The 22,708-nt window shown below is 70.1% G+C and carries 23 protein-coding genes; 6 read left to right on the forward strand and 17 right to left on the reverse strand.

Annotation, left to right across the window (positions count from 1 at the left end; translation table 11 throughout):
• Positions 1-25 precede the first annotated feature (25 nt).
• The gene (locus tag FHU39_RS14315) at positions 26-517 is read left to right on the forward strand and encodes a MarR family winged helix-turn-helix transcriptional regulator (RefSeq protein WP_183321281.1); all 492 of its coding nucleotides are present in this window, start codon (positions 26-28) and stop codon (positions 515-517) included.
• Entirely contained in the window at positions 514-1,755 is a 1,242-nt protein-coding gene (locus tag FHU39_RS14320) for an MFS transporter (RefSeq protein ID WP_183321282.1), read from the forward strand. Before FHU39_RS14315 ends, FHU39_RS14320 begins: the two co-directional genes overlap by 4 nt.
• A gap of 7 nt (positions 1,756-1,762) precedes the next feature.
• Here the strand turns inward: FHU39_RS14320 and FHU39_RS14325 are convergent, their stop codons facing one another.
• A complete protein-coding gene (locus FHU39_RS14325; RefSeq protein ID WP_183321283.1) occupies positions 1,763-2,545 on the reverse strand; it encodes an inositol monophosphatase family protein in 783 nt (260 codons plus the stop codon).
• Positions 2,546-2,730: 185 nt separating this feature from the next.
• Entirely contained in the window at positions 2,731-3,474 is a 744-nt protein-coding gene (locus FHU39_RS14330; protein WP_183321284.1) for an SDR family NAD(P)-dependent oxidoreductase, read from the reverse strand.
• A 90-nt stretch (positions 3,475-3,564) separates the two neighbouring features.
• On the opposite strand from FHU39_RS14330, the gene menE reads away from it, so the two are divergent.
• Both menE and FHU39_RS14340 read left to right on the forward strand, forming a co-directional pair.
• Positions 3,565-4,722: an o-succinylbenzoate--CoA ligase gene (gene menE / locus FHU39_RS14335; protein WP_343065903.1), complete on the forward strand. Its 1,158-nt coding sequence runs from the start codon at positions 3,565-3,567 to the stop codon at positions 4,720-4,722.
• Positions 4,723-4,760: 38 nt separating this feature from the next.
• Positions 4,761-5,642, forward strand: coding sequence for a 1,4-dihydroxy-2-naphthoate polyprenyltransferase (locus FHU39_RS14340; RefSeq protein ID WP_183321285.1), 882 nt, complete (start codon positions 4,761-4,763; stop codon positions 5,640-5,642).
• A gap of 142 nt (positions 5,643-5,784) precedes the next feature.
• Here FHU39_RS14340 and FHU39_RS14345 read toward each other — a convergent pair whose 3' ends face one another.
• Positions 5,785-7,041, reverse strand: a complete 1,257-nt coding sequence (locus tag FHU39_RS14345) for a S1C family serine protease (RefSeq protein ID WP_183321286.1) — start codon at positions 7,039-7,041, stop codon at positions 5,785-5,787.
• 44 nt (positions 7,042-7,085) lie between these two features.
• Positions 7,086-8,072, reverse strand: a complete 987-nt coding sequence (locus FHU39_RS14350; protein ID WP_246336578.1) for an EamA family transporter — start codon at positions 8,070-8,072, stop codon at positions 7,086-7,088.
• Positions 8,073-8,089: 17 nt separating this feature from the next.
• Between FHU39_RS14350 and FHU39_RS14355 the strand changes: the two genes are divergently transcribed.
• Positions 8,090-8,995, forward strand: coding sequence for a LysR family transcriptional regulator (locus tag FHU39_RS14355; RefSeq protein ID WP_183321287.1), 906 nt, complete (start codon positions 8,090-8,092; stop codon positions 8,993-8,995).
• A 17-nt stretch (positions 8,996-9,012) separates the two neighbouring features.
• On the opposite strand, the gene FHU39_RS14360 is transcribed toward FHU39_RS14355, so the two are convergent.
• From FHU39_RS14360 to FHU39_RS14395, 8 genes are all read right to left on the reverse strand, one after another.
• Complete coding sequence (locus FHU39_RS14360; protein ID WP_183321288.1) at positions 9,013-9,261, reverse strand: DUF4229 domain-containing protein; 249 nt, start codon at positions 9,259-9,261, stop codon at positions 9,013-9,015.
• Positions 9,261-10,295 carry a c-type cytochrome biogenesis protein CcsB gene (gene ccsB / locus FHU39_RS14365; RefSeq protein WP_183321289.1) on the reverse strand — a complete coding sequence of 345 codons (1,035 nt, stop codon included), beginning with the start codon at positions 10,293-10,295 and terminating at the stop codon, positions 9,261-9,263. Before ccsB ends, FHU39_RS14360 begins: the two co-directional genes overlap by 1 nt.
• Complete coding sequence (gene resB, locus FHU39_RS14370; protein ID WP_246336579.1) at positions 10,292-11,968, reverse strand: cytochrome c biogenesis protein ResB; 1,677 nt, start codon at positions 11,966-11,968, stop codon at positions 10,292-10,294. Before resB ends, ccsB begins: the two co-directional genes overlap by 4 nt.
• A complete protein-coding gene (locus tag FHU39_RS14375; protein WP_183321290.1) occupies positions 11,969-12,712 on the reverse strand; it encodes a cytochrome c biogenesis CcdA family protein in 744 nt (247 codons plus the stop codon). It lies immediately after the preceding gene.
• Between the two features lie 10 nt (positions 12,713-12,722).
• The gene (locus tag FHU39_RS14380) at positions 12,723-13,319 is read right to left on the reverse strand and encodes a TlpA family protein disulfide reductase (RefSeq protein ID WP_183321291.1); all 597 of its coding nucleotides are present in this window, start codon (positions 13,317-13,319) and stop codon (positions 12,723-12,725) included.
• A complete protein-coding gene (locus tag FHU39_RS14385; protein ID WP_183321292.1) occupies positions 13,316-13,975 on the reverse strand; it encodes a histidine phosphatase family protein in 660 nt (219 codons plus the stop codon). The genes FHU39_RS14380 and FHU39_RS14385 overlap by 4 nt, the downstream gene beginning before the upstream one ends.
• Positions 13,976-14,041: 66 nt before the next feature.
• Positions 14,042-15,373: a glutamate-1-semialdehyde 2,1-aminomutase gene (gene hemL, locus FHU39_RS14390; RefSeq protein WP_183321293.1), complete on the reverse strand. Its 1,332-nt coding sequence runs from the start codon at positions 15,371-15,373 to the stop codon at positions 14,042-14,044.
• Between the two features lie 34 nt (positions 15,374-15,407).
• Positions 15,408-15,911: a MarR family transcriptional regulator gene (locus tag FHU39_RS14395; RefSeq protein WP_183321294.1), complete on the reverse strand. Its 504-nt coding sequence runs from the start codon at positions 15,909-15,911 to the stop codon at positions 15,408-15,410.
• Between the two features lie 131 nt (positions 15,912-16,042).
• Between FHU39_RS14395 and FHU39_RS14400 the strand changes: the two genes are divergently transcribed.
• Positions 16,043-16,591 carry a YceI family protein gene (locus FHU39_RS14400; protein ID WP_183321295.1) on the forward strand — a complete coding sequence of 183 codons (549 nt, stop codon included), beginning with the start codon at positions 16,043-16,045 and terminating at the stop codon, positions 16,589-16,591.
• A 284-nt stretch (positions 16,592-16,875) separates the two neighbouring features.
• Here FHU39_RS14400 and hemB read toward each other — a convergent pair whose 3' ends face one another.
• The 5 genes from hemB to FHU39_RS14425 are packed head-to-tail and all read right to left on the reverse strand — an operon-like array spanning position 16,876 to position 22,541.
• Entirely contained in the window at positions 16,876-17,934 is a 1,059-nt protein-coding gene (gene hemB / locus FHU39_RS14405) for a porphobilinogen synthase (RefSeq protein ID WP_183321296.1), read from the reverse strand.
• Positions 17,931-19,568 carry a uroporphyrinogen-III synthase gene (locus FHU39_RS14410; RefSeq protein ID WP_183321297.1) on the reverse strand — a complete coding sequence of 546 codons (1,638 nt, stop codon included), beginning with the start codon at positions 19,566-19,568 and terminating at the stop codon, positions 17,931-17,933. The genes hemB and FHU39_RS14410 overlap by 4 nt, the downstream gene beginning before the upstream one ends.
• Positions 19,565-20,578 (reverse strand): hydroxymethylbilane synthase, encoded by a 1,014-nt coding sequence (gene hemC, locus FHU39_RS14415; protein WP_183321298.1) that lies wholly within the window; start codon positions 20,576-20,578, stop codon positions 19,565-19,567. The genes FHU39_RS14410 and hemC overlap by 4 nt, the downstream gene beginning before the upstream one ends.
• Complete coding sequence (locus FHU39_RS14420) at positions 20,575-21,873, reverse strand: glutamyl-tRNA reductase (protein ID WP_183321299.1); 1,299 nt, start codon at positions 21,871-21,873, stop codon at positions 20,575-20,577. Before FHU39_RS14420 ends, hemC begins: the two co-directional genes overlap by 4 nt.
• Complete coding sequence (locus FHU39_RS14425; RefSeq protein WP_183321300.1) at positions 21,870-22,541, reverse strand: redox-sensing transcriptional repressor Rex; 672 nt, start codon at positions 22,539-22,541, stop codon at positions 21,870-21,872. The genes FHU39_RS14420 and FHU39_RS14425 overlap by 4 nt, the downstream gene beginning before the upstream one ends.
• Positions 22,542-22,708: the final 167 nt, after the last annotated feature.

Raw genomic sequence — 22,708 nt, forward strand, 5'->3', positions numbered from 1 at the left:
GTATAAGCACTGTTATATTTGCCGGATGCCCGACATCGACCTGCTCGACAGCAGCTACTACCGGCCCCTGTTCCAACTGCTGCACACGATGGATCAGGACATCGAGCGGCTCTACACCTCCCGCGGGAAGACCATCCGCAGCCGCTTCGTCGGTCCGCTCATCACCCTGTCCCGACGCGGACCGCTCACCGTCAAGGAGCTCGCGAGCGCCCAGGAGGTGTCCCACTCGGGGATGAGCCAGACGGTCGCGTCCATGGCCAAGGCGGGCCTGGTGCGCAGCGAGCCGGGTGAGGACGCCCGGTCGCGCATCGTCACTCTCACCGAGGAGGCCAACGACCTCATCCCGTTGTTGCGGGCCGAATGGCGCTCGACCGAGTCCGTCGTGCGCGCCCTCGACGAGGAGATCGCGCACCCGATCATGCAGGCCGTCGACGCGATCAAGGCCGCGCTGGCGAAGCAGCCGTTCGCCGAACGCCTCGAAGAAGCGCTCGACAAGCACCTGCGGGAGGACTCGTGAAGGTCCTCGCCGACGTCACCCCCCTGCGCACCAGCCCCGCCTTCCGGAACCTCTGGCTCGGCGGCGCGATCTCCGCCGTCGGCGGGCAGTTCAACAGTTTCGCCGCGATGTATGCCGTCTGGCACCTCACCGGGTCATCACTGATGGTGGGCCTGCTCGGCCTGGCATCCGGGATCCCCATGGTCGCAATCGCATTGGCCGGATCGATGTTCATCGACTCAGTCGATCGGGCGGCCCTCGCCCGGCGAGCGACCATCGGCATGCTGTGCTGCAGCCTGCTGATGGCGTGGGCGGTGCTCGAACACTGGGTGACCGTGCTCATCCTGTTCACCGCGGTCGCCGCGGCGCTCAGCTCGTTGGCGGGGCCCGCCCGCCGGGCACTGACCCCGACCGTCGTGGGATCGAAGGAACTGGCCGCGGCATACGCCTTGACGTCGTTGGCGTTCCAGCTGTCGATGCTCATCGGGCCCGGGCTGGCGGCGCTGGTCGCGACCCGCTTCAGCCTGCCGGTGTGTTTCCTGCTGGACGCCGCGAGCTTCCTGGCCGCCCTCGCCGGACTGCGCGGCCTGCACCGGCCACCCGAGGCGGCAACGGCCGATCGTGGAGTGGGCGCCGCGGTTGCCGGATTCCGTTTCGCTGCAACACAGCCCGTGGTCCGTGGTGCGTTGCTGTGCGACCTGGCGGCCACCCTGCTCGCCATGCCGTTCGCCCTCTTCCCGGCGCTCAATCACGACAACTTCGACGGCACCGCGCAGACGCTTGCGTGGCTGACGACGGCGGTCGCGGTCGGCGGTGTGACCGGGTCCGTGTGCAGCGGTGTCATCACGCATCGCGCCCATCCCGGCCTGGTGATGGTCGTCTGCTCGATGTCCTGGGGCGTCGCGTTGATCGTCGCCGGCGCATCGCACCTGCTCGTCGTCACGTTGGCCATGCTGGCGATCGCCGGCGCGGCGGACACCTGGGCGGTCACCAGCCGCACGACCCTGGTCCAGTCCGCAACACCGGACCGGTTCCGCGGCCGGCTGAGCGCGCTCGAGCAGCTCGTCGGCATCGGCGGCCCCAACCTCGGCAACTTCCGGGCCGGCGCAGTCGGCAACGTGATCGGCGCCGGGCCGGCGATGTCGCTCGGGGGTGTGACCTGCGTCGCCGCCGTCGCCGGAATCATCGCCACCGGGCGGCAGTTGCGCGGTTACCAGCTGCCCGCGAGCGCGGCCGACAACGTGTCGGCCGGCACGTGACCCGGCGCTACTCGACCGGTGCGCCGTCGAGCGCGCTCAGGACGGCCTGCGAGACACCGGCACTCCCGGCCACGATCAGCGGTGACCTGGTGGTCGTCGGGTCGTAGGGTCGGCCGTCGTCATACGTCGTCACGCCACCCGCCTCCGCGACGATCAGTGATCCGGCGGCGTGGTCCCAGGGCAGCGCGCCGTTGTAGAACAAGTAGTCGCAGGCGTTCTCGGCGAGTTTCGGGTAGTCGATGCCGCAGCTCACCCAGGTGAGCTCCATCGGTGGGAGTTCGCCGAACGACGTCCCGATGAGCGACCTGCGCGACGTGCGGCCCCGCGGGTCGGCGGTGTCGCGCTCGGTCACCTGCAGCCGGCGGTCGCCGCACCAGGTGCCGGCGCCGCGCTCGGCGACATACGCGAGTTCGTGTTCGGGCTGCCAGATCCAGCCGCGGACGACCTCGTTGCGGCGCAGCTCGGCGACCATCACCGCGTAGTCCTTCGAGCCGTGCACGAAGTTGCGGGTGCCGTCGACGGGGTCGATGGTGAACCAGTGGTCCGCATCGGCGGCGGCGTCCAGCCGGCTCCAGTCCGCGGAGACCGCTTCCTCGCCGATCATCAGGGCGTCGGGGTATGCCGCCCGCAGCGCCTTGGTGATCTCGACCTCGGCCTCCCGGTCGGCGACCGTCACCAGGTCGCCGGGCTTCTTCTCCATCACCTCGCCGTCGGCGAGCGCCCGGAACCGCGGCTCGATGACGGCCTCGGCGACTTCTTGCAGCAGGTTCAGGACCTCGTCAGTCTGCACACCGCCACTATGCCGGGTACGCCGACCGTCCGCCCACGCAGGTCCACCGGACCCCCGCCCACCCACCGATCGACAGGCTCAGCAACGTCCCAGAGGCTCAGTAATTCCTCCCCGAATCGCGCCAGAACGGGTCGGATTTCTGGGCCTGTCGACCGTTTGTGGGCCTCTCGGCAAGGAGGGTGCGGCTACGCGTCCTCGCGGACCAGCTTGTGCGCGGCGGCCTGGGCGCGCGGGCGCACGACCAGCTGGTCGATGTTCACGTGTTCCGGGCAGGTCGCGGCGAAGGCGATGCAGTCGGCGATGTCCTCCTGGGTGAGCGGGGCGCGGACCCCGGCATACACCGCGGCGGCCTTGTCGGCATCGCCCCGGAAACGCACCAGCGAGAACTCGTCGGACGCCACCAGTCCGGGGTCGATCTCGCAGACCCGCACCGGTTCCTCCACCAGCTCCAGCCGCAGCGACATCATCAGCATGCGGGCCGCAGCCTTCACCCCGCAGTAGCCCGCACCGCCTTCGTAGGCGACCAGCCCCGCGACGGATCCGACGGTGATGATCGTGCCGCGCCCCGCGATCAGCGCCGGCAGCAGTGCCTGGATGGTCGCGGCGACGCCGAGCACGTTGGTCTCGTACATCGTCCGCCACTCGTCCAGCGCGGCGTCGGCAACCGTCTCGGTGCCGATCGCGCCCCCTGCGTTGGCGACCAGGAGCTTCACCTCACCACCGGCGGCCGCCGCGAGTGCGGCGACGTCTTCGGCCCTGGTCACGTCACAGGTCACGGCGCGACCGTCGATCTCGGCCGCCAGCGCCTCGACCCGCTCGGTACGCCGCGCCGCGCACACCACCTCGAAACCCTCCGCAGCCAGCCTGCGGGCCGTCGCCCGGCCGATACCGCTGCTCGCCCCGGTCACCACTGCGATCGGCCGGCTCATCGGGTGTCTCCTTCGTCGCTGTCGGGTGTATGGCGCCCGCGGCGCCACGCCACACGATAGGACCGCGGGCGGAGTATCTACTCTGGGTGGGTGCCTGACCTGCAACCCTTCCGCGTGCGCGCCGCGGACCTGACCGGTTATCGCGATGCACTGGCGGCAGCACTGGACGGTGGGTCCGCCGTCGTTCCCTACACCGGCGATCACGCTCCCGAGCTCGACCCGACAGCACCGGTGCCGGACGGCCTCGCCCTCGTGGTGAGCACCTCCGGCTCGACCGGCACCCCGAAGCGAGCGATGCTCACCCGCGACGCCCTCGTCGCGAGCGCCGACGCCACCCACGAGCGGCTCGGTGGGCCCGGCCAGTGGCTGCTGCCGATGCCGGCGCAGCACATCGCGGGCACGCAAGTCCTGATCCGCAGCCTGCGCGCAGGGACGACCCCGGTCGCGCTCGAGAAGTTCGACGTGCGCGAATTCATCGACGCAGCAAGCAATCTCACTCACGAGCGCCGCTACACAGCACTCGTGCCGACGCAGCTGCACCGGCTGCTGGACGCCAGCGACGAGGCTCGCGCCGCAGTCGCCGGGTTCGACGGCATCCTGCTCGGCGGAGCCGCAGCAGATCCGGGGATGCTCGAGGACGCCGACCGGCTCGGCGCCACTGTGCTCACCACCTACGGCTCGAGCGAGACCGCCGGCGGCTGCGTCTACAGCGGGTCCCCCCTGGCCGGAACCACCGTCGAGATCGCCGAGGACGGACGGATCACCCTGTGCGGCAACACCATTGCGTCGGGCTACCTGGGTCGGCCGGAGCTCACCGCCACCACGTTCGCCCACCGCGAGAACGGCACCCGCACCTTCCGCACGGACGATCTGGGTGAATGGAGCGGCGGCCGCCTGCACGTGCTCGGCCGGGTCGACGACCTGATCAACACCGGTGGGGTCAAGGTGGCGCCGCGTGTCGTCGAGACCGCGGCGACACAACACCCGGACATCCTCGAGGCCGTCGCGCTCGGGGTGCCGGACGACGAGTGGGGGCAGGCGGTAGCGCTCGCCATACGAACCCGGAAGGGACTGCAGTTGCAGCAGATCCGGGAGGAACTGCGCGACCGGCTCCCGGCATACGCCCTCCCGCGACGGTTGCTGATCGTCGACGAGTTGCCGTTGCGCGGTCCGGGCAAGCCGGACCGCGCAGCGCTGGCGGCCCGCGACGGATGGCAGACTTTGGCTGCGCAACCAGTGGCCGACTGACGGCCGCCCTCTCCTCGAAAGTAGCTCGACGTACGCCCATGGCCACGCTCAACGAATGGATCGCCGGATCCCGCCCCCGCACCCTCCCGGTCGCCGTCGCACCCGTCGCGGCGGGCACGGGCGCGGCATACGCCCTCGGTGACGGCAACCCCGCCTATGCGCTGCTGGCGTTGCTCGTCTCGTTGCTGCTGCAGATCGGCGTGAACTTCGCCAACGACTACTCCGACGGCATCCGCGGCACCGACGAGGTCCGGGTGGGACCCGTCCGCCTGGTCGGCCAGGGTCTCGCCGAGCCGTCCAGCGTCAAACTCGCCGCGTTCACCTGCTTCGGCGCGGCGGCGGTGTGCGGTCTGGCGCTCGTCGCACTGTCCGGCACCTGGTGGCTGCTGGTCGCCGGAGTGCTCGCGATCATCGCCGCCTGGAAGTACACTGGCGGCGAACACCCCTACGGTTACATGGGACTCGGCGAAGTCTTCGTCTTCGTCTTCTTCGGGTTGGTCGCAACACTGGGTACGACGTACACCCAGGCGGGATCGGTCGATCTCAGCGCGGTCGCCGCATCCGTCGGCATCGGCGCCATCGCCTGCGCGATCCTGGTCGTCAACAACCTGCGTGACATCCCCGGCGACACCGAGTCCGGCAAACGCACCCTGGCGGTGCGTATCGGCGACGCGGCCACCCGGCAGCTGTTCACGGCGCTGTTCCTCGTGGCACTGGTCGCGGTCATCGTGGCCGGCATACAACGCCCGTGGGCGTTCATCGCACTGGTCGGCCTCGCACCCGCGGCCCAGTCGGCGCGCACGGTGGCCGGGGGCGCCAAGGGACGCGACCTGATCCCGCCGCTGGCCAGCACCGGTATGACGATCCTGCTGTACGGCGTGCTCTTCGGCCTCGGCCTCTTCCTGGACCACCAGCTCTGAGCGGACCGCTCACGCGGAATCGCCCACCGTCACCAGCATCACGAGTTGCGCCAAACTCGCGGTCCGCTGACGACAGTGGGCGATTCAAGGTTCGGGGAGCGCGGAAAAGGAGGAGGAAAACCGCGCACCCCGGGCTTGGGGGTCAGTTCTCGGGCGACGTTCCGAGCGTGACGGTGGCCGTGTGCGACTGACCCTGGGCGTCGACCCAGGTCACCGAGACCTTGTCTCCCGGGTACTTCGTCTCCAGCACGTCGGTCAGGGTGCTCGCCCCGGTGACGGTCTTGCCGTCGATCCCGGTGATCGTCGAACCCGAGGTGATGCCCGCGGCTGCCGCGGCACCACCCGAGGTCGTACCGACGACCGCGGCACCGGACGTCTGGGTGTCGCCGGACCCGTACCCGTAGCCGGTCGACGACTGGGTGCTGATCTCGACACCGAGGGCCGCGCGAGAGCCGATGTGGACGGTGGACGACTTGCTGCCCGCCTCGATCTGGTTGGCGATCTTCACCGCCGAGGAGATCGGTATGGCGTACCCGGTGACCGGAGACCCGGACGAAGCAGCCGTGTCGATCCCGATGACCTCACCGTCGGAGTCGACCAGCGGTCCGCCGGAGTAGCCGGGGACGATCTGCGCATCCGTCTGCAACAGGCCCTTCAGCGTCTCGGCGTCCGAGCCGCTGCCGTCGTCGGAGGCGGTGATCCGCTGGTTGGTGGCGGTGATCGAGCCGCTGGTCTTGTAGAGCGTGCCGAGGCCGCCGCCCTGGCCGACCGCGGTGACCTTCTCACCGAGGATCGCCTTGCCGGTGTCCAGCGACGCCGTCTTCAGGCCGCTGGCACCCTGCAACTGGATGACCGCGATGTCGTGCGTCTCGTCCGATCCGAGGACCTTCGCCGTGTAGGTCTCGCCGTTCGCCGCCTTGACACGGATCGAGGTGGAGCCCTCGACCACGTGGTAGTTGGTGAGCACGATCCCACCGGAGGTCAGCACGATGCCGGTGCCGGCACCTTCCCCGTTGGTCAGCACGGTGTCGACCATGACCACGCCGGGCCAGGACGAGACGGGCGTGCCGGAGACCTGGCTGCTGGAGGTCTGCGACCAGGGCCCGAAGCCGCCGCTGCCGTCGGAGCCGGACGACCCGCCCCCGCCGTAGGTGTCACCGCCGGATCCGGTGCTGCCCGAGCCGTTCGAGCCCGAGCCGTTCGAGCCGGACGACCCCGAGCTGCCCGAACCGGACCCGGACGAACCGGTCGACGGGCTGCTGCTGGGAATGGACACGGACGGCGCCGCACCGGAAACGGTGACGCGATCCGCGAACACGTGCTGCGTGGCGACGGCGCTGGCAGGGGCGACCACTGCGACGGCAAGTGCCGTGCTGACGGCTACGAGACGACCCTTCATGTCTTGGCTCCTCAAGTTCTTCGACTACGCCAAGACTCGCCCTGTCACTGATGCGTTACCGGGCAACCAGTTGTGGCCTTGCTGTGAACCGCCAACTCCGGTTGCGCCGGCGCGGGAGCCGATCCCGGTGCCCTGGAGGTGAGCAGCACACCGACGACGACCACCAGGGCGCCCACGAGTTCGACCGGCCCGGGCCGCTCACCGAGCACTGCCCAGGCGGTGCTGAGTCCCACGACCGGCACGAGCATGGAGTATGGCGCCACGGTGCTCGCCGGGTGCCGTGCCATCAGCCAGGTCCAGATACCGCTGCCCGCGACGCTGCCGAGCACGCAGGTGTAGATCAGGCCGGACCAGGCGACCCAGGCGTGCCCCGAGGTGGTGATCGAGTCGACGATCTGTCGCGGTCCCTCCACGAGCAGCGAGAGGCCGAGCATCGGCACCGGAAGCACCACGGTCATCCACAGCGTGAGGTGCAGCGGTTTGGGCGGGTTCGCCAGTCTGCTCGACAGGTTGCCGAACGCCCAGCCGAGACCGGCGCACAGGCTGAGCACGAACGGCCACCAGGTGGCCCCGCCGACACGCTGCGACCCGACGATGGCCAGCCCCGTGACCGCGACGACGACGCCGAGTGCCCGGGCCGGTGTGAGCCGCTCCCCCACGAGCACACCGAGCAGCACGGTGAACGGTGCCGAACACTGCAGCACCAGCGAGGCCAGGCCGGTCGGCAGACCCGCGTCCATCGCGCTGTAGAGGAAGGCGAACTGCAGCACGCCGAACCCGATGCCGTACCCCAGCAGGTAGCGCAGCGGCACCTGCGGGCGTGGCACGAACAGGACGGTCGGCACCGCGATCAGCGTCCAGCGCAGCGCCACGAGGAAGTATGGCGGGAACTGCTCCAGCGACGCGTGGATCGCCAGGAAGTTCACGCCCCAGAGGACGGCGACGAGCCCGGCGAGCAGGCGGTGACGGATCGGCATGGGTCGATCGTGCGCCCGAACACTCTTCAGGTCCAGCAAGAATTTGTGGATCATCTCGTTAGGATCCCTTCATGGAGTCAAGACATCTGACCCTGCTGCGCGAGCTGCGCGACCGCGGCAGCGTCGCCGCCGTCGCGGCCACGACCTGGCGCACCCCGTCCGCGGTATCGCAGCAGCTGCGCACGGCCGAACGTGATCTCGGCGTCCGTCTGGTCGAACCGGACGGTCGCGGGCTGCGGCTCACCGACGAGGGCCGTGTGCTGGCCGAGGCCGCCCTCGATGTCGAGACGGCGCTTGCGCGGGCCCAGGCTCGCCTCGACGAGTTCCGCGATCGGCTCGCCGGGGAGGTGCGGGTCGCGGCGCTGCCCAGCGCCATCGAATACCTCGCGCCACGGCTGCTGACCGGGCTGCGCGACGTGCCGATCGACGTGCGACTGGACGACGTCGACGTGGCCGAGGAGGACTTCGTCGGCCTCGCCGACGACTACGACGTCGTGATCGGGCACACCGTGCGCGCCGTGCCGCAGCGCCGGCGCGGCCTGGCGATCGAGGAAGTGGTGCGGGAGCCGCTCGACATCGTCATACCCGTCGATCACCGGTGGGCGACCCGGCGCAGCATCGCACCGGACGAGGCGATCGGCGAGCCGTGGGTGGCGACTCCGCCCGGGTATCCGTTCCGCCGGCTGCTGGAGCGCATCGAGCGCGCCGCGGGCCGGCCCGCCGAGGTGGTGCAGGAGGTGCGCGACAACCGGGTGGTGGAGGCGCTGGTCGCGGCGGGTGTCGGCATCGCATTGCTGCCGCGCTTCACCACCCGCCCGAACCCGGCGGTGCGGCTGCTGCGGTTGCGCGACGTCGACAGCGCACGGCTGGTGCTGGCGATGGCCCGGCGCGACCGGGCGGAGCGGGCGGCGGTGCGGCGCGTCATACAGGAGCTGATCGCGATCGGGGCCGGCCTGGGCGCCGGGTCCCGCGAGTAAGTGACGACAGTAGTGGGCTACTCGTCCTCGTCGAGGTCGTCGTCGTCCGCGTTGCGGAACGCCTCGACGCGCGCGCGGCGCTCGGACACCTTGCGGTCCACCTGCTCGGCGAACTGCTCACGCGCCCCGCTCAACGCGAAGAACGACACGACCAGCGAGATCAGCGCGGACAGGATGAGCAGCGCCCAGCTGCGGAAGCCGACGGCGAACAGGACGAGCAGTACGACCACGAAGATGAGCAGTCGCCAGATGGTGTAGCGGATCATCACATACCCGAGTAGGAGTGCATGCCGACGATGAAGACGTTGACGACGCAGAAGTTGAACAGGACGCAGCCGAAACCGGCCAGCGACAGGTAGGCGGCCTTCTTGCCGCTCCACCCGGCGGTCGCGCGGGCGTGCAGGTAGGCGGCGTAGACGACCCAGATGACCAGCGTCCAGACCTCCTTGGGATCCCAGCTCCAGTAGTGGCCCCAGGCCTTCTGCGCCCAGATGGCGCCGGCGATCAGGGTGAACGTCCACAGCGGGAAGGCGATGATCAGCAGCCCGTAGGTGGTGCGGTCCAGGACCTCCGAGCCGGGCACGGCGTCCATGAACGTGTACTTCGTGTCGTGGATGTCCTCGCGCCACTTCTGCACGAAGTACAGGATCGTGGTGGAGAAGGAGATGGTGAAGAACGCGACCGACAGGATCGCGACGGTGACGTGGATGGTCAGCCAGTAGTTCTTCAGCGACGGCATCAGCTCACTGGCGGCGGTGTAGAAGACCAGCGCGGCGAGCATCTCGGTCAGCAGCGTCGGACCGACCACGAAGATGCCGAGCGACCGGATGTCGCTCTTCAGGCTCCAGACCAGGAACGCGGTCATCACGAAGAACGCCCCGACGATGGCGAACTCGTACATGTTGCCCAGCGGCGGGCGCCCCACGGACGCCGCGCGGAAGACCACGCACGCGGTCAGCAGCAGCCAGCCGAGCCACGACAGGGACATACCGATGCCGGCCCACTGCCGCTTCTCCGGTGGTATGGCGCCCTCGGCCTGTGCCGTGCGCTCCAGGACGGTCGTGTGACCGCTTCCGTCGGCCGCCGCGGCCGCGCCGCTGCCCGACGCCAGCTGCGCCTCGCGCTCCTCCGCACGCGCCACCCGGCCCGGGTGACCGGCCAGGTCCAGCGCGAAGGACAGCATGGCCAGCGCCAGCACGACCGCCGAGGCGTAGAGGAAGTTGTTGGACAGGTTGGACAGTCCGACGTCGGTCGCGTGACCGCCGAAGGAGATGCTGGGCGTGGACGTGAAACTGATCATCGAGCCGGACCTGCCTGGGATGTGGGGGTTGTTCCTAGTCGTCCCTCGACGCCGTCGAGGAGGTTGTCGAGCGCGACCTGGAGACGCGGGTCCTCGCCCTTGGCGAGAGCCCCGGCCGTGATCAGACTACGCCCGTCGCCCGCGGAGCCTTCGGGGTCGTCGCCCCCGCCGGTGCTGACCTTGACGAAGATCCGGCGCCGACGCAGGGTCATCGACATGATGAGGCCGGCCAGCCCGATCAGTGCCGCGAGCAGCGCGGTGCCCTTGCCCGGGTCGTAACGGGCGGACAGGCCCGCCCAGCGCGGGATGGTCTTGCTCATCGAGATCGTGGTGCCGTCCGGCAGTTTGACGGTCTGCCCGGGCCGCACCACGGCGCTCCACGGCTTGTTCCCGTCCATGATCCGGGTCATCTTCGCAATGTTGAGCGTGTAGACCGACTGCGGCTGGCTGTCCGGGAAGAGCTGACCCTGGTAGGCGCCGAGCACCAGGGCCGGGTCGTCCAGGCCGGCGTAGGTCGAGATCGGCCCCTGGCTATTACTGAACGATGCGGTCGGCAGGAAGAACCCGTAGAAGCCCAGCTCCTTCGGCGACGCCGCCGGCACCTTGATCGCGCCGACCGACCGGTAGCCGTTGTCCTGCGGAAGGAACGGCGTCTCCTGGTGGTAGAGCACCTTCCCGGTCGGGCTCTTGACGGTGATCATCGGCGCGTAGCCGTTGCCGAGCAGGTAGACCGAGGTGCCGTCCAGCTTGACCGCGTCGTTGACCGCGAGCCGGCGGGTGGTCTTGGTCCCGTCCGGTGTCGCGCTGGTGGTCACCGTCGCGCGGAAGTCGCGCGGCTGGCCGTACTGCGGCGAACTCTTCGGGACGTTCTTCTCGAAGGTGACGTCGAGGTTGTCGACCTTCATGCTCCAGGGCTTGATCGCCTTGTCGGTGTCGACCCACGGGCCGAGGTCGAGGGTGTTGTAGCTGCCGACCGCGCTCACGAACGGTTCGCTGCCCTCGGGCACGATCACGTCGCCGCGCCAGCCCAGCAGGTGGTCGGCCGCGACCGCGAGGACGAGCACCAGCAGGCACAGGTGGAACAGCAGGTTGCCGGTCTCGCGCAACCGCCCGCCCTCTGCGGTGACCGCCTGCACGCCGTCGACCGGGTCGTCGACGCGGACGCGGTATCCCTTGCGCCGCAACGTTTCCCGCGCCGCCGTGACGACGTCCTCGGGTCGTGCGTCGATGTTGCGTTCCGCGGTGGCGGGCAACCGGGTGAGCCGTTTGGGCACCCGCGGCAACGGCGAGCGCAGCGCCTTCAGGTGTATGACGCAACGTGGCAGCACGCACCCGACGAGCGAGATCAGCAGCAGGATGTAGATGGCGGCGAACCAGGGGGCGCCATACACGTCGAACATCGACAACTTGTCCAGCCACGGCCCGATCGCTTTGTGGTCCTGCAGGTAGGTGGCGACGCGGGAGGCGTCGATGCTGCGCTGCGGGAAGATCGACCCGGGCACCGCGGCCACCGCGAGCAGCAGCAGCAGGAACAGCGCTGTGCGCATCGAGGTCAGCTGCCGCCACAGCCAGCGCAGCATGCCGACGACGCCGATCTTGGGCGCCAGCACCGGCTGCTTGCGGCCGGGCTTCGGGCGGGCCTTCTTGCCCGGCTTGGTGGTGGTTTCAGCCAATCAGATCACCGGAACAAACGTGTCGGAGCCGGTCAGCCGGATCTGGATCCAGGAGATCAGGTGCAACCACTGCCCCGACACCATGATCAGTCCCACGACCAGCATGAGGATGCCACCGACCAGTTGGATCGGCCGGTGGTGGTCACGCAGCCAGCGCGACCAGGACTCCGCGCGCGACCAGCCGGCCGCGATGAGCAGGAACGGGATGCCGAGCCCGAGGCAGTAGAACGCCGCAAGGGTCACCCCGCGCGATGCGCAGGAGTCACCGATCGGGTTGGCAAGATTGAGGATCGCGCCATACACGGGTCCGACGCAGGGGCTGGCGCTGAGGCCGAAGACCGCGCCCAGCAGCGGGGCGCCGACCAGCCCGGCGGACGGCTTCCACCGCACCGGGATGCCGCGCTGGCCGATGAAGCCGAGGTAGACCAGGGCCAGCAGGATCACGATGACACCGCTGACCCGGATCATCACGTCCTGGTGGAGGTACTTGAGGTTCAGCACCCAGCTGTATGCCGCGGCGACGCTGACCAGCACCACGGAGAAGCCGAGCACGAAGAGCAGCGCGCCGGTCACCAACCGGGTCTTGCGCCGCTCGTCGGTCAGCCCGGTGACGTAACCGAGGAAACCCGGCACCAGAGGGAGCACGCACGGCGACGCGAACGACACCACACCGGCAGCGACCGCCAGCACGACGGCGATCGGCAGGCTGCCCGTGGCAACCGTCTGCGCGGCGTTCGCGGTCATCGGAGTGCGGTCACCCCTTCGCGAGCACGTCGTCGACGAGCCCGGTGAGCGTGGCGGTGGTCGTCGGCCCGGAGACCCGGGCGGCGATGCGGTGCTGCTTGTCGAGGACGAGGGTGGACGGGGTCGCGGAGGCCTTGCCCTGCAGCGCGACCAGTGCCGCTCCCCCGTCGTCGCGCAGCGACGGGTAGGTGACACCGGCGGACTGCAGGTAGGCCGCTGCGGTCTGCGGGCCCTCCTGGCGGTCGACGCCGACCATCAGCACGCCCTTCTTCTTGAGCTTGACCCAGGCCTTCTCCAGGTCCGGGGTCTCGGACTTGCACGGCGGGCACCACGAACCCCAGACGTTCACGACGATGACCTTGCCCGGGTAGTTCCTGGTCGACCAGGCCGCGCCGTCCAGCAGCTTCCCGGACAGGACGACCGGCTTGCCGCGTTGGCCCGGCGCCAGCTGGGCGAGGGTGCCGTCACCGGCCAGGTAGTTCTTGTCGTCCCCCTGGTTGGCCTGTTTGGTGATCGAGTTGCCGTCGCTGCTGCAGGCAGCGAGGCCGAGGGTCGCCAGGCAGGTCAGCGCGAGCGCTGCCGCCATACCCCTCCTGCGCGCGGTCATTTCCGACCACTTCCCAACGCAGAGCCGGCCGCCTCGATGGCGTCGGGCAGCAGCTCCCGGGCGGGTTCGGCGTAGTCGATGCGGACGAACCGGTCGTCGTCGAACACCACGCTGGTCACGGACGCGAGCGTGCACTGCCGCCGGCGCGGGTCGTGCCACAGCCGCTTGCCCTCGAAGTGCAGGCGCGCGATCCAGACCGGCAGCTGGTGGCTGACGATGACGGCCTCGTGGCCCTCCGCCTGCGCGCGCGCATCCCGGGTCGCGGCGTCCATGCGCTCGGCGATCTCGGCATACGGCTCACCCCAGCTGGGCTTGAGCGGGTTGGTCAGCTTGCTCCAGAACCGCGGGTTGAGCAGTTGCTTGGGGTTCTTGCCGACGGTCAGGCCCTCGAAGTCGTTGCCCGCCTCGATCACCCGGTCGTCCAGCTCCACGGGCAGCTTGAGCGCCTCGGCGAGCGGTTCGACGGTCTCCTGGGCGCGCTCCAGCGGCGAGGAGACCAGGTGGGTGATGTCGCGGTCGGCGAGGTATGCCGCCGTCAGCTTGGCCATCTGCCGGCCGAGCTCGGACAGGTGGAAGCCCGGCATCCGGCCGTAGAGGACACCACCGGGGTTGTCCACCTCCCCGTGCCGGACCAGGTGCACGACGGTCTCAGTCACCGGTCACCGCCGGTCGGCTCACGGAAATCACGCTGGGAGTGTCGCATCGGTTTCTGTGTCGCCCTCTCAGGAGCCGGCCGCGGCCGCCGCGGCTGCCGGGAGCGCGGCCAGGACGTGCTCGACCGCGGCGTCGTCGTGGGACGCGCTGACGAACCACGCCTCGTACGAGCTCGGCGGCAGGTGCACACCCTGATCCAGCATCGAATGGAAGAACCGGCCGAACGCGGCGGTGTCCTGCGCCTTGGCGTCCTCGTAGTTGCGGACGGCGCCCTCGCGGAAGAAGACCGAGAACATCGAGCCGGCCCACTGGACGGTGTGCGGCACCCCGTGCGCGGTGAGGGCCGCGGAGGCGCCGTCGGCGATCGCGTGCGCGACGACGCCGATGCGGTCGTAGACCTCGGCGGTGCAGCCGCGCAGCGTCGCCAGCCCGGCCGCGGTCGCGACCGGGTTCCCGGACAGGGTGCCCGCCTGGTAGACGGGCCCGTCCGGCGCGAGGTTGGCCAGCAGGTCGGCCCGGCCGCCGAAGGCCGCGGCGGGGAAGCCACCGCCCATGACCTTGCCGAAGGTGAACAGGTCGGGGGCGCCGCCCTCGGGCTCCCCCTCCAGGCCGTACCAGCCGGCGGCGGAGCAGCGGAAGCCGGTCATCACCTCGTCGGAGATCAGCAGCGCACCGTGCTCCTTGGTGATCCGGCGCAGGGCGCTGGTGAAACCGGGTGCGGGCGGGACGACACCCATGTTGCCCGGGGACGCCTCGGTGATCACGCAGGCGATCTCGTCGCCGTGCTCGGCGAACGCGGCCTCGACGGCTGCGACGTCGTTGTAGGGCAGCACGATCGTCTCGTGCGCGGCCGAGGCGGGGACGCCGGCGGAGTCCGGCAGCGCGAAGGTGGCCACCCCGGAACCGGCCGCGGCCAGCAGCGGGTCGACGTGGCCGTGGTAGCAGCCGGCGAACTTCACCACGGTGCTGCGGCCGGTCGCGCCACGCGCCAGCCGCAGGGCGGACATCGTCGCCTCGGTGCCGCTGTTGACCAGCCGCACCTGCTCCAGCGGCGCGACGCGGGAGACGATCTCCTCGGCGAGGGCCACTTCGTTCTCGCTCGGCGTGCCGAAGCTGAAGCCCTGGGTCGCGGCCTGCTGCACGGCGGCCAGCACGTCGGGGTGGGCGTGGCCGAGGATCATCGGACCCCAGGAGCAGATCAGGTCGACGTAGCGGTTGCCATCGACGTCGGTCAGCCACGGACCCTTCGCGGAGGCGATGAAGCGGGGTGTGCCGCCGACCGCGCGGAAGGCGCGGACCGGCGAGTTGACGCCACCCGGGGTGACCGCCCGGGCGCGCTGCAGCAGCGCCGCCGACGCCTCGTCGTGAACAGTCGGGTGCTCGGTGGGCGTGCTCGTCATACCGCCATTGTCTCAGGCGGCCGAGCGCGATCTCCTACGGGTTGTAGTGGACTCCGAGGAGGTGGTCGCGGACGCTGCTCATGGCCTCGCCGAGCGAGGCGAACAGCTGCGGGTCCATCTGCCGGATCAGGTGGTTCTGGACGCTCGCGACGTGCACGCGGGCGGCGTCCTGGACGGCGGCCCAGCCCTCGTCGGTCAGCTTGAGTTCGATCCCCCGGCCGTCGTCGACCGCCTTGCGCCGCTCGACCCAGCCGCGCCGTTCCAGCCGGGTGGCCGAGTGGGTGACGCGGCTGCGCGACTGGACGGTGAGGTCGGCGAGTCGGCTCATCCGCATCACGTGGCCGGGCGCCTCGGACAGCATCGACAGCAGTTCGTACTCCGCGAGGGACATCCCGGCCCGCTGCAGCTCCGCGTCGAGCACGAACTCCAGCAGCCGGCTGCCGCGCAGGTAGGCGCGCCAGGCCGCCTGCTCGTCATCGGTCAGCCACGACGCGTCGGTCTGCGGCGTCGCGGCTTCGGGTACGGCGGGCTCGGGCACGGTCACAGCATAGGTGGCCGGATTTCTTCGCGCACCGAGGGAATAATTGAAATATCAATCATTGTTGGACATGATGGCTACCGACACGGCGGCCACGCCATACCACCAGATCGTCCTCCCGAAGGAGCGCAATGAGCACCACGACCACCACCCTCGATGGCCTGAGCACCGGCACCTGGAACATCGACCCCGCACACAGCGCCCTGGGCTTCCAGGTGCGCCACATGATGGTGAGCAAGGTCCGCGGCAAGTTCGACGAGTTCACCGCGACCCTCACCGTCGGCGAGTCCCTCGAGGACTCCAGCGTGGCGGCCGAGGTCACGATGGCCTCGATCAACACCGGTGTCGCCGACCGCGACAACCACCTGCGCACCAACGACTTCTTCGAGGTCGAGACCTACCCCACCATGACCTTCAGGTCCACCAAGCTCACCCCGACCGAGCTGACCGGTGACCTGACGATCAAGAATGTCACCAAGCCCGTCACCTTCGACGTGGAGCTCGGCGGCATCGGCCCCGACCCGTACGGCAACACCCGCGCCGGGTTCGAGGCCACCCTCGAGATCAACCGCAAGGAGTTCGGCGTCGACATCGAGATGCCGCTGCAGGGTGGCGGCGTCGTCGTCGGCGACAAGGTCAAGATCACCCTCGACCTGGAGTTCGTGAAGGCGCAGGCCTGAGCGAGTCCGGCTGCTGCGCGGCCACGGCCCGCAGCGGTGACGAGTCACCCGCTGCGGCGTCGCCCGTGGCGTCCAACGACGCTGCGGCAGTTGCCCGTAGCCTCCGACTACCGCTGAGGCGCTCCAGCCCTTAGCCTCTATCCGCGAGCGGAACCTGACAGACCCCCGAGTGTCAGGTTCCGCTCGTCTTTGCCGACAGGCCCACAAACACACTGACAGGCCCACTAGATCGAGCGGAGATCGCTCGATCTAGTGGGCCTGTCGATCGTTTGTGAGCCTGTCGGTCAGACGCCGTGCAGGCGCTGGGCGACCTCGGTGGCGTAGTAGGTCAGCACGGCCTGGGCGCCGGCCCGCTTGATCGAGGTCAGCATCTCCAGCACCATCGCGTCGCGATCGATCCACCCGTTGGCGGCGGCCGCCTCGATCATCGCCATCTCGCCGCTGATCTGATAGGCCACGACCGGCACATCGCTCATCTCACGGACGTCGCGCACGATGTCCAGGTAGGGCAGCGCCGGTTTGACCATGACCAGGTCGGCGCCCTCGTCCAGATCGAGCTGCACCTCACGCAACGCCTCGGTGCGGTTGGCGCTGTCCTGCTGGTAGGTGCGCCGGTCGCCCTGCAGGGTGGACTCCACTGCCTCACGGAACGGCCCGTATGCCGCGGAGGCGTATTTCGCGGCATACGCGAGGATCCCGACATCGGTGTGACTGGCGTCGTCCAGGGCCCGGCGGATCACCGCGACCTGACCGTCCATCATCCCGGACGGGCCGACCAGATGCGCGCCCGCTTCCGCCTGGGCGACGCCCATGTCGGCATACCGCTCGAGCGTCGCGTCGTTGTCGACCCGACCCTGCGCGTCGAGCACACCGCAGTGCCCGTGCGAGGTGAACTCGTCCAGGCACAGGTCCGACATCAGCACCGTGTCGTCGCCGAGTTCGTCCCGCAGGCGGGATAGCGCGACGTTCAGGATGCCGTCGGGATCGGTTCCGCCGGAACCGATCTCGTCGCGCTTCTCCGGCACGCCGAAGATCATCAGCCCGCCGACGCCGGCGTCGACCGCCTCGCGGGCCGCCTTCACCAGCGAGTCGAGCGTGTGCTGCTGGACACCCGGCATGGACTGCAGCGCGATCGGGTCCTGCGCGCCCTCCTTGACGAACATCGGCAGGATCAGATCGGCCGGGTGCAGCCGGGTCTCGGCGACCAGCCGGCGCATCGCCGGGGTGGTCCGCAGGCGGCGGGGACGGGGGGAACCCGCGGGCAGTGCCCACGGGTTCCCGATCGCCGCGCGGTGCCGGGCGGCCGCCCTGGTCTGCGCGGTGTCGCCGCTGCTGTCGATCATCGAGACGCCTTGGCCTTGCGCCGCGACGAAGCCTTCCGTTCGCTCGGGCGACGGACCGGTTCGCCGGCCTCCTGCGCCGACAGCGCGAGGCTGCGGCCGTAGTCGGCGAGCGCGTCGACCAGTGCCTCGGCGTTCGGCTCGGCGGCCAGCACGTCGACCCGCAGGCCGTGCTCCTCGGCGGTCTTGGCGGTCGCCGGGCCGATACACGCGATCACCGTGGTGGCGTGCGGCTTGCCGGCGATGCCGACCAGGTTGCGCACCGTCGAGCTGGAGGTGAAGCACACCGCGTCGAACTTGCCGGTCTTGATCGCCTCGCGCACCTCGGGCGCCGGCGGGGCGGCGCGGACGGTCCGGTATGCCGTGACGTCGTCGACCTCCCAGCCCATGTCCTGCAACCCGGCGACGAGCGTGTCGGTCGCGATGTCGGCGCGCGGCAGGAAGACCCGGTTGATCGGGTCGAGCAGCTCGTCGAACGGCGGCCAGTCCTCCAGCAGCCCCTTGGCGGACTGCTCGTTGCTCGGCACCAGGTCGGGCTCCAGGCCCCAGACGCGCAGCGCCTCGGCGGTGACTCCGCCGACCGCGGCGATCTTCAGACCGGCGAACGCCCTTGCGTCCAGGCCGAATTCGATGAACTTCTCGCGCACCGCACGTACGGCGTTCGCCGAGGTGAAGCCGATCCATTCGTAGCGGCCGGTCACCAGACCCTTGATGGCGCGTTCCATCTGCTGCGGGGTCCGTGGCGGTTCGACGCTGATCGTCGGGACGACGTCGCTGGACGCGCCGTGTGACGCGAGCCGGTCGGTCATCGTGCCCGACTGCTCCTTGGTGCGCGGCACCAGGACGTTCCAGCCGAACAGCGGCTTGGTCTCCCACCAGGACAGCTGGTCGCGCAGGCCGACCACCGAACCGACGACGCCGACGACCGGGTTGGTCAGCGGGTGGCCCTTGAGCGCGGCGCTCACCTCACCCAGCGTGGTGACCCGGGTCTGCTGCCGGATGGTGGTGCCGTCGGTGCTCAGCGCCACCGGAGTCTCCGGGTCGCGGCCGGCGGCGGCCAGCTTGGCGAGGCCGACGGGAACGGTCTCGGCGGTGCCGAGCACCACGGCGGTGGCGTCCTTGGCGACGGCGCTGCTCCAGTCGGTCCGTTCGTCGGCCGCGGACAGCACGTGCACGGTGCGGGCACCGCTGCCGACCAGCGGGATGCCGGCGTATGACGGCACGGCGGTCACCGCGCTCACGCCCGGCACGATCTCGAAGGCGATACCCGCCTTGTGACAGGCGAGTGACTCCTCCGCCAGACCGTTGAAGGTCGCCGGGTCGCCGTCCATCAGCCGGACGACGAGCGCCTGGGTGCCGTCGGTGCGGGCGGCGGCCTTCGCGGTGCGGACCACCAGCTTGGCCCTGGACGCCGTGGTCAGCTTCTGCCCGGTCTCACCGTGCCCGGCGTCGACGATCTCGACGTCGGGGCGGGTGAACGCCGCGACGAAGTCCTCACGGGCGATCTGGTCGATGATGACCACGTCCGCAGCCTCGAGCAGCCTCGCCGCCCTGACGGTGACGAGGGACGGGTCCCCCGGGCCTGATCCGATGAATGCGACCTGGGGCAGTGTCTTGGGTGTTCTGGTTGTACTCACGTGTTCACGCTCCGCGGCGCTGGGGGGTGGTTGTCGGTGACGGGATCTGCGCCCCTTGGTAAGTGCCCGCCGGGTGCCGGATCCGGTGGGCTGTCACTCGACGCAAAGGCTTCGGCAGCCCCGTCGTCGAGCAGTAGTTGTGCGACGTCGTGACCGAGTCGCTCGGCATCCTCGAACGGGCCGGTCTTGGACCGGCGCAGGTCGAAGCTGCCGTCGGTGCGGCCGACGAACGCCCGCAACGAGATCTCCAGGCCGCCGTCGACGTCCTCGCTGACCTCGGCGAGCGCTCCCAGTGGTGCCGAGCAGCCCGCTTCGAGCCGGGCGAGCACGGCGCGCTCCGCGGCGACGGCGGCGCGGGTGTCGGGGTCGTCCAGCTGCTGTATTACGTCGTGCAACGCGGCGTCGTCCGCGCGGATTTCGAGGGCGAGGGCGCCCTGGCCGGGTGCCGGCAGCATCTGCAGGGGGTCGATGGCCTCGGTGACCTCGTCGAGGCGGCCGAGCCGCGCCAGGCCGGCGCGGGCCAGCACCACCGCGTCGACCTCGCCGCTGCGCACCAGGCCGATGCGTGAGTCGACGTTGCCGCGGATGTCGCGGAAGGTCAGCCCGAGACCGAGGGCCGCCAGCTGCGCGACGCGGCGCGGCGAGCCGGTGCCGACGACCGCGCCCTGCGGCAACTCGCCCAGGGTGAGGCCGTCACGCGCGACCAGGACGTCACGTGCGTCCTCGCGCGGCGGTATGGCGGCAATCGTCAGACCACCGGCCGGTGCGGTCGGTAGGTCCTTGAGCGAGTGCACGGTGAGGTCTATCCGGTTGTCGCGCAGGGCGTTCCGGATCGCGGTGGCGAAGACCCCGGTGCCGCCGAGCTGGCTCAGCGAGGCGCGGTTGGTGTCCCCTTCGGTGACGATCTCCACGATCTTGACCTCGTGGCCGAGCGCACGCAGCCGGTCGGCGATCAGGCCGGTCTGCGTCAACGCCAGCTTGCTGCGGCGGCTGCCGACACGAATCCTCATCGGCCACCTCCAGCGGCTTCGCCGTGGGGAATCTGGGAGACGCGCGACTCGTGCGGGTTCAGGTCGAAGAGGGTCCGCAGCAGCGCGGCGTAGTCCTGGCCGCCCTGCTCCTCCCCCGCGAGCTGCTTGATGCGGACGGTCGGCGTGTGCAGGATCTTCTCGACCACGCGGTGCACGGTCATCTGGACCTGTGCCTCGTCGTGCTCGGACAGCTCGACCCGCTGGGCGAGTCGGGTCAGTTCGGCGGCGACGACGTCGGCGGCGCGGGCGCGCAGCTCGGCAACCGCGGGTGCGACGGCTGCGGCACGGCGCGCGACGAGGAATTCGGCGACCTCCGCGCTGACCAGGTCGTGCGCGGCGGCCAGTTGGGTCTTCTCGGCGTCGTCCGTGACGGAGGCGTTGAGGTCCTCCAGCGAGATGAGGGTGATGCCGGGCAGGTCGGCGAGTGCCGGGTCGATGTCCCGCGGCAGGGCGAGATCGACCAGCAGGGTGGCCTTCTCGGATGTGTCGACGTTGTCCAGGTCGAGGACGTGGCCGACGGCGCCGGTGCAGGAGATCACCAGGTCGGCCTCCGCGACGGCGGCGGTCAGCTGCGTCCAGTCCCCCGCGACACCGCCGGTCGCCTCCGCGAGCCGGGCGGCCTTGGCGGGGGTGCGGTTGATGATCGTGAGGTTGCCGACCCCCGCACGCGCCAGGGTGTGCGCGGCCAGCCCGCTCATCGCGCCCGCCCCGACGACGAGGGCGCGTTGCGCACTGAGCTCGCCGAGGGTGGACTGCGCGAGGTCGAGGGAGCGCTCGACGAGGGACCGGCTGACCGAGTCGATGTCGGTCTCGGTGTGCACCCGCTTGCCGACCCGCAGTGCGTGCTGCATGAGCGCGGACAGGGACGGGTCGAGGTGGTCGCCCTCCTGGGCGGCGCGCAGGGCGTCCCGCAACTGGCCGAGGATCTGCGCCTCTCCGACGGCGACGGAGTCGAGACCCGACGCGACCTGGAAGGCGTGTGCGACCGCACGGTCCTCGAAGTGGACGTAGAGGTGCTCGCGCAGCTGCGGCACGGCCAGTCCGGTTGCGACGGCAAGGGATTCGGTGATGCCGGTGACCGCACCGTGGAACGTCTCCACGTCGGCGTAGATCTCGACCCGGTTGCAGGTGGACACCACGACCGTGGCGTTGACGTGCTCGTTGCGCTCGAGGGCGACCTCGAAGTCGTCGATCCGGTCGGCGCTGAGGGCCACCTGCTCGAGGAGTTCGACGCCGCTGGTGCGGTGCGACATACCGATCACGATCAGGCTCATCGAGCGTCACCCCACTTGCCGAACTCGTCGTCCCGGCCACGCTGTTCGTGGAAGGCGAGGATCTGCAGCTCGGTGGCCAGGTCGACCTTGCGGACCTCGACCCCGGGCGGGACGGTGATCATGCACGGCGCGAAGTTGAGGATGGATCGGACACCGAGTGCGATCGCCTGGTCGGCGGCCTGTTGCGCGGCGTGCGGCGGGGTCGCCAGCACCGCGATGATGCTCTCGGGCGCCTGCTGGGCCAGCTCGGCGAAGTCGATCACCTGCAGTCCGGCGATCTCGGTGCCGATGATCGCCGGGTCCTCGTCGACCAGCCAGCGGACGCTGAAGCCGCGGGTCGCGAAGCCGCCGTAGGCCGCGAGCGCGTGACCCAGGTTGCCCATCCCGATGATCGCGACGGACCAGTCGTGGTGCAGGCCGAGTTCGCGGGAGATCTCCTCCGAGAGGCGCTCGACGTCGTAGCCGACACCGCGCACGCCATACGATCCGAGGTGGGAGAGGTCCTTGCGCAGTCCCGCGGAGCGGACGCCGGCCGCCTCGGCGAGTTCTTCGGAGGAGACGACCTCGACGCCCCGGGAGTCCAGGGCCGCCAGAGCACGCAGGTAGAGCGGTAGCCGAGCCACGGTGGCTTCGGGAATCTCCCGACGGGCGGCCGATGCGGTGCTCACTGGCGCTTCGACTCCTCATGCGTCTCGGGCAGGCGTATACCAAACGCCGGCCACAGAGGATCAATGACCCCCTGACTCTAGGTCTTTGTGAACGCGGGCACAAAGTCGCAAATTCCCGGCAAAAGTGCTAGGCGGGGGTCGGGTCGTGCCGCGAGAGCCGCTCGTGA

The sequence above is a fragment of the Flexivirga oryzae genome (assembly GCF_014190805.1).
GTDB classification, from domain to species: domain Bacteria; phylum Actinomycetota; class Actinomycetes; order Actinomycetales; family Dermatophilaceae; genus Flexivirga; species Flexivirga oryzae.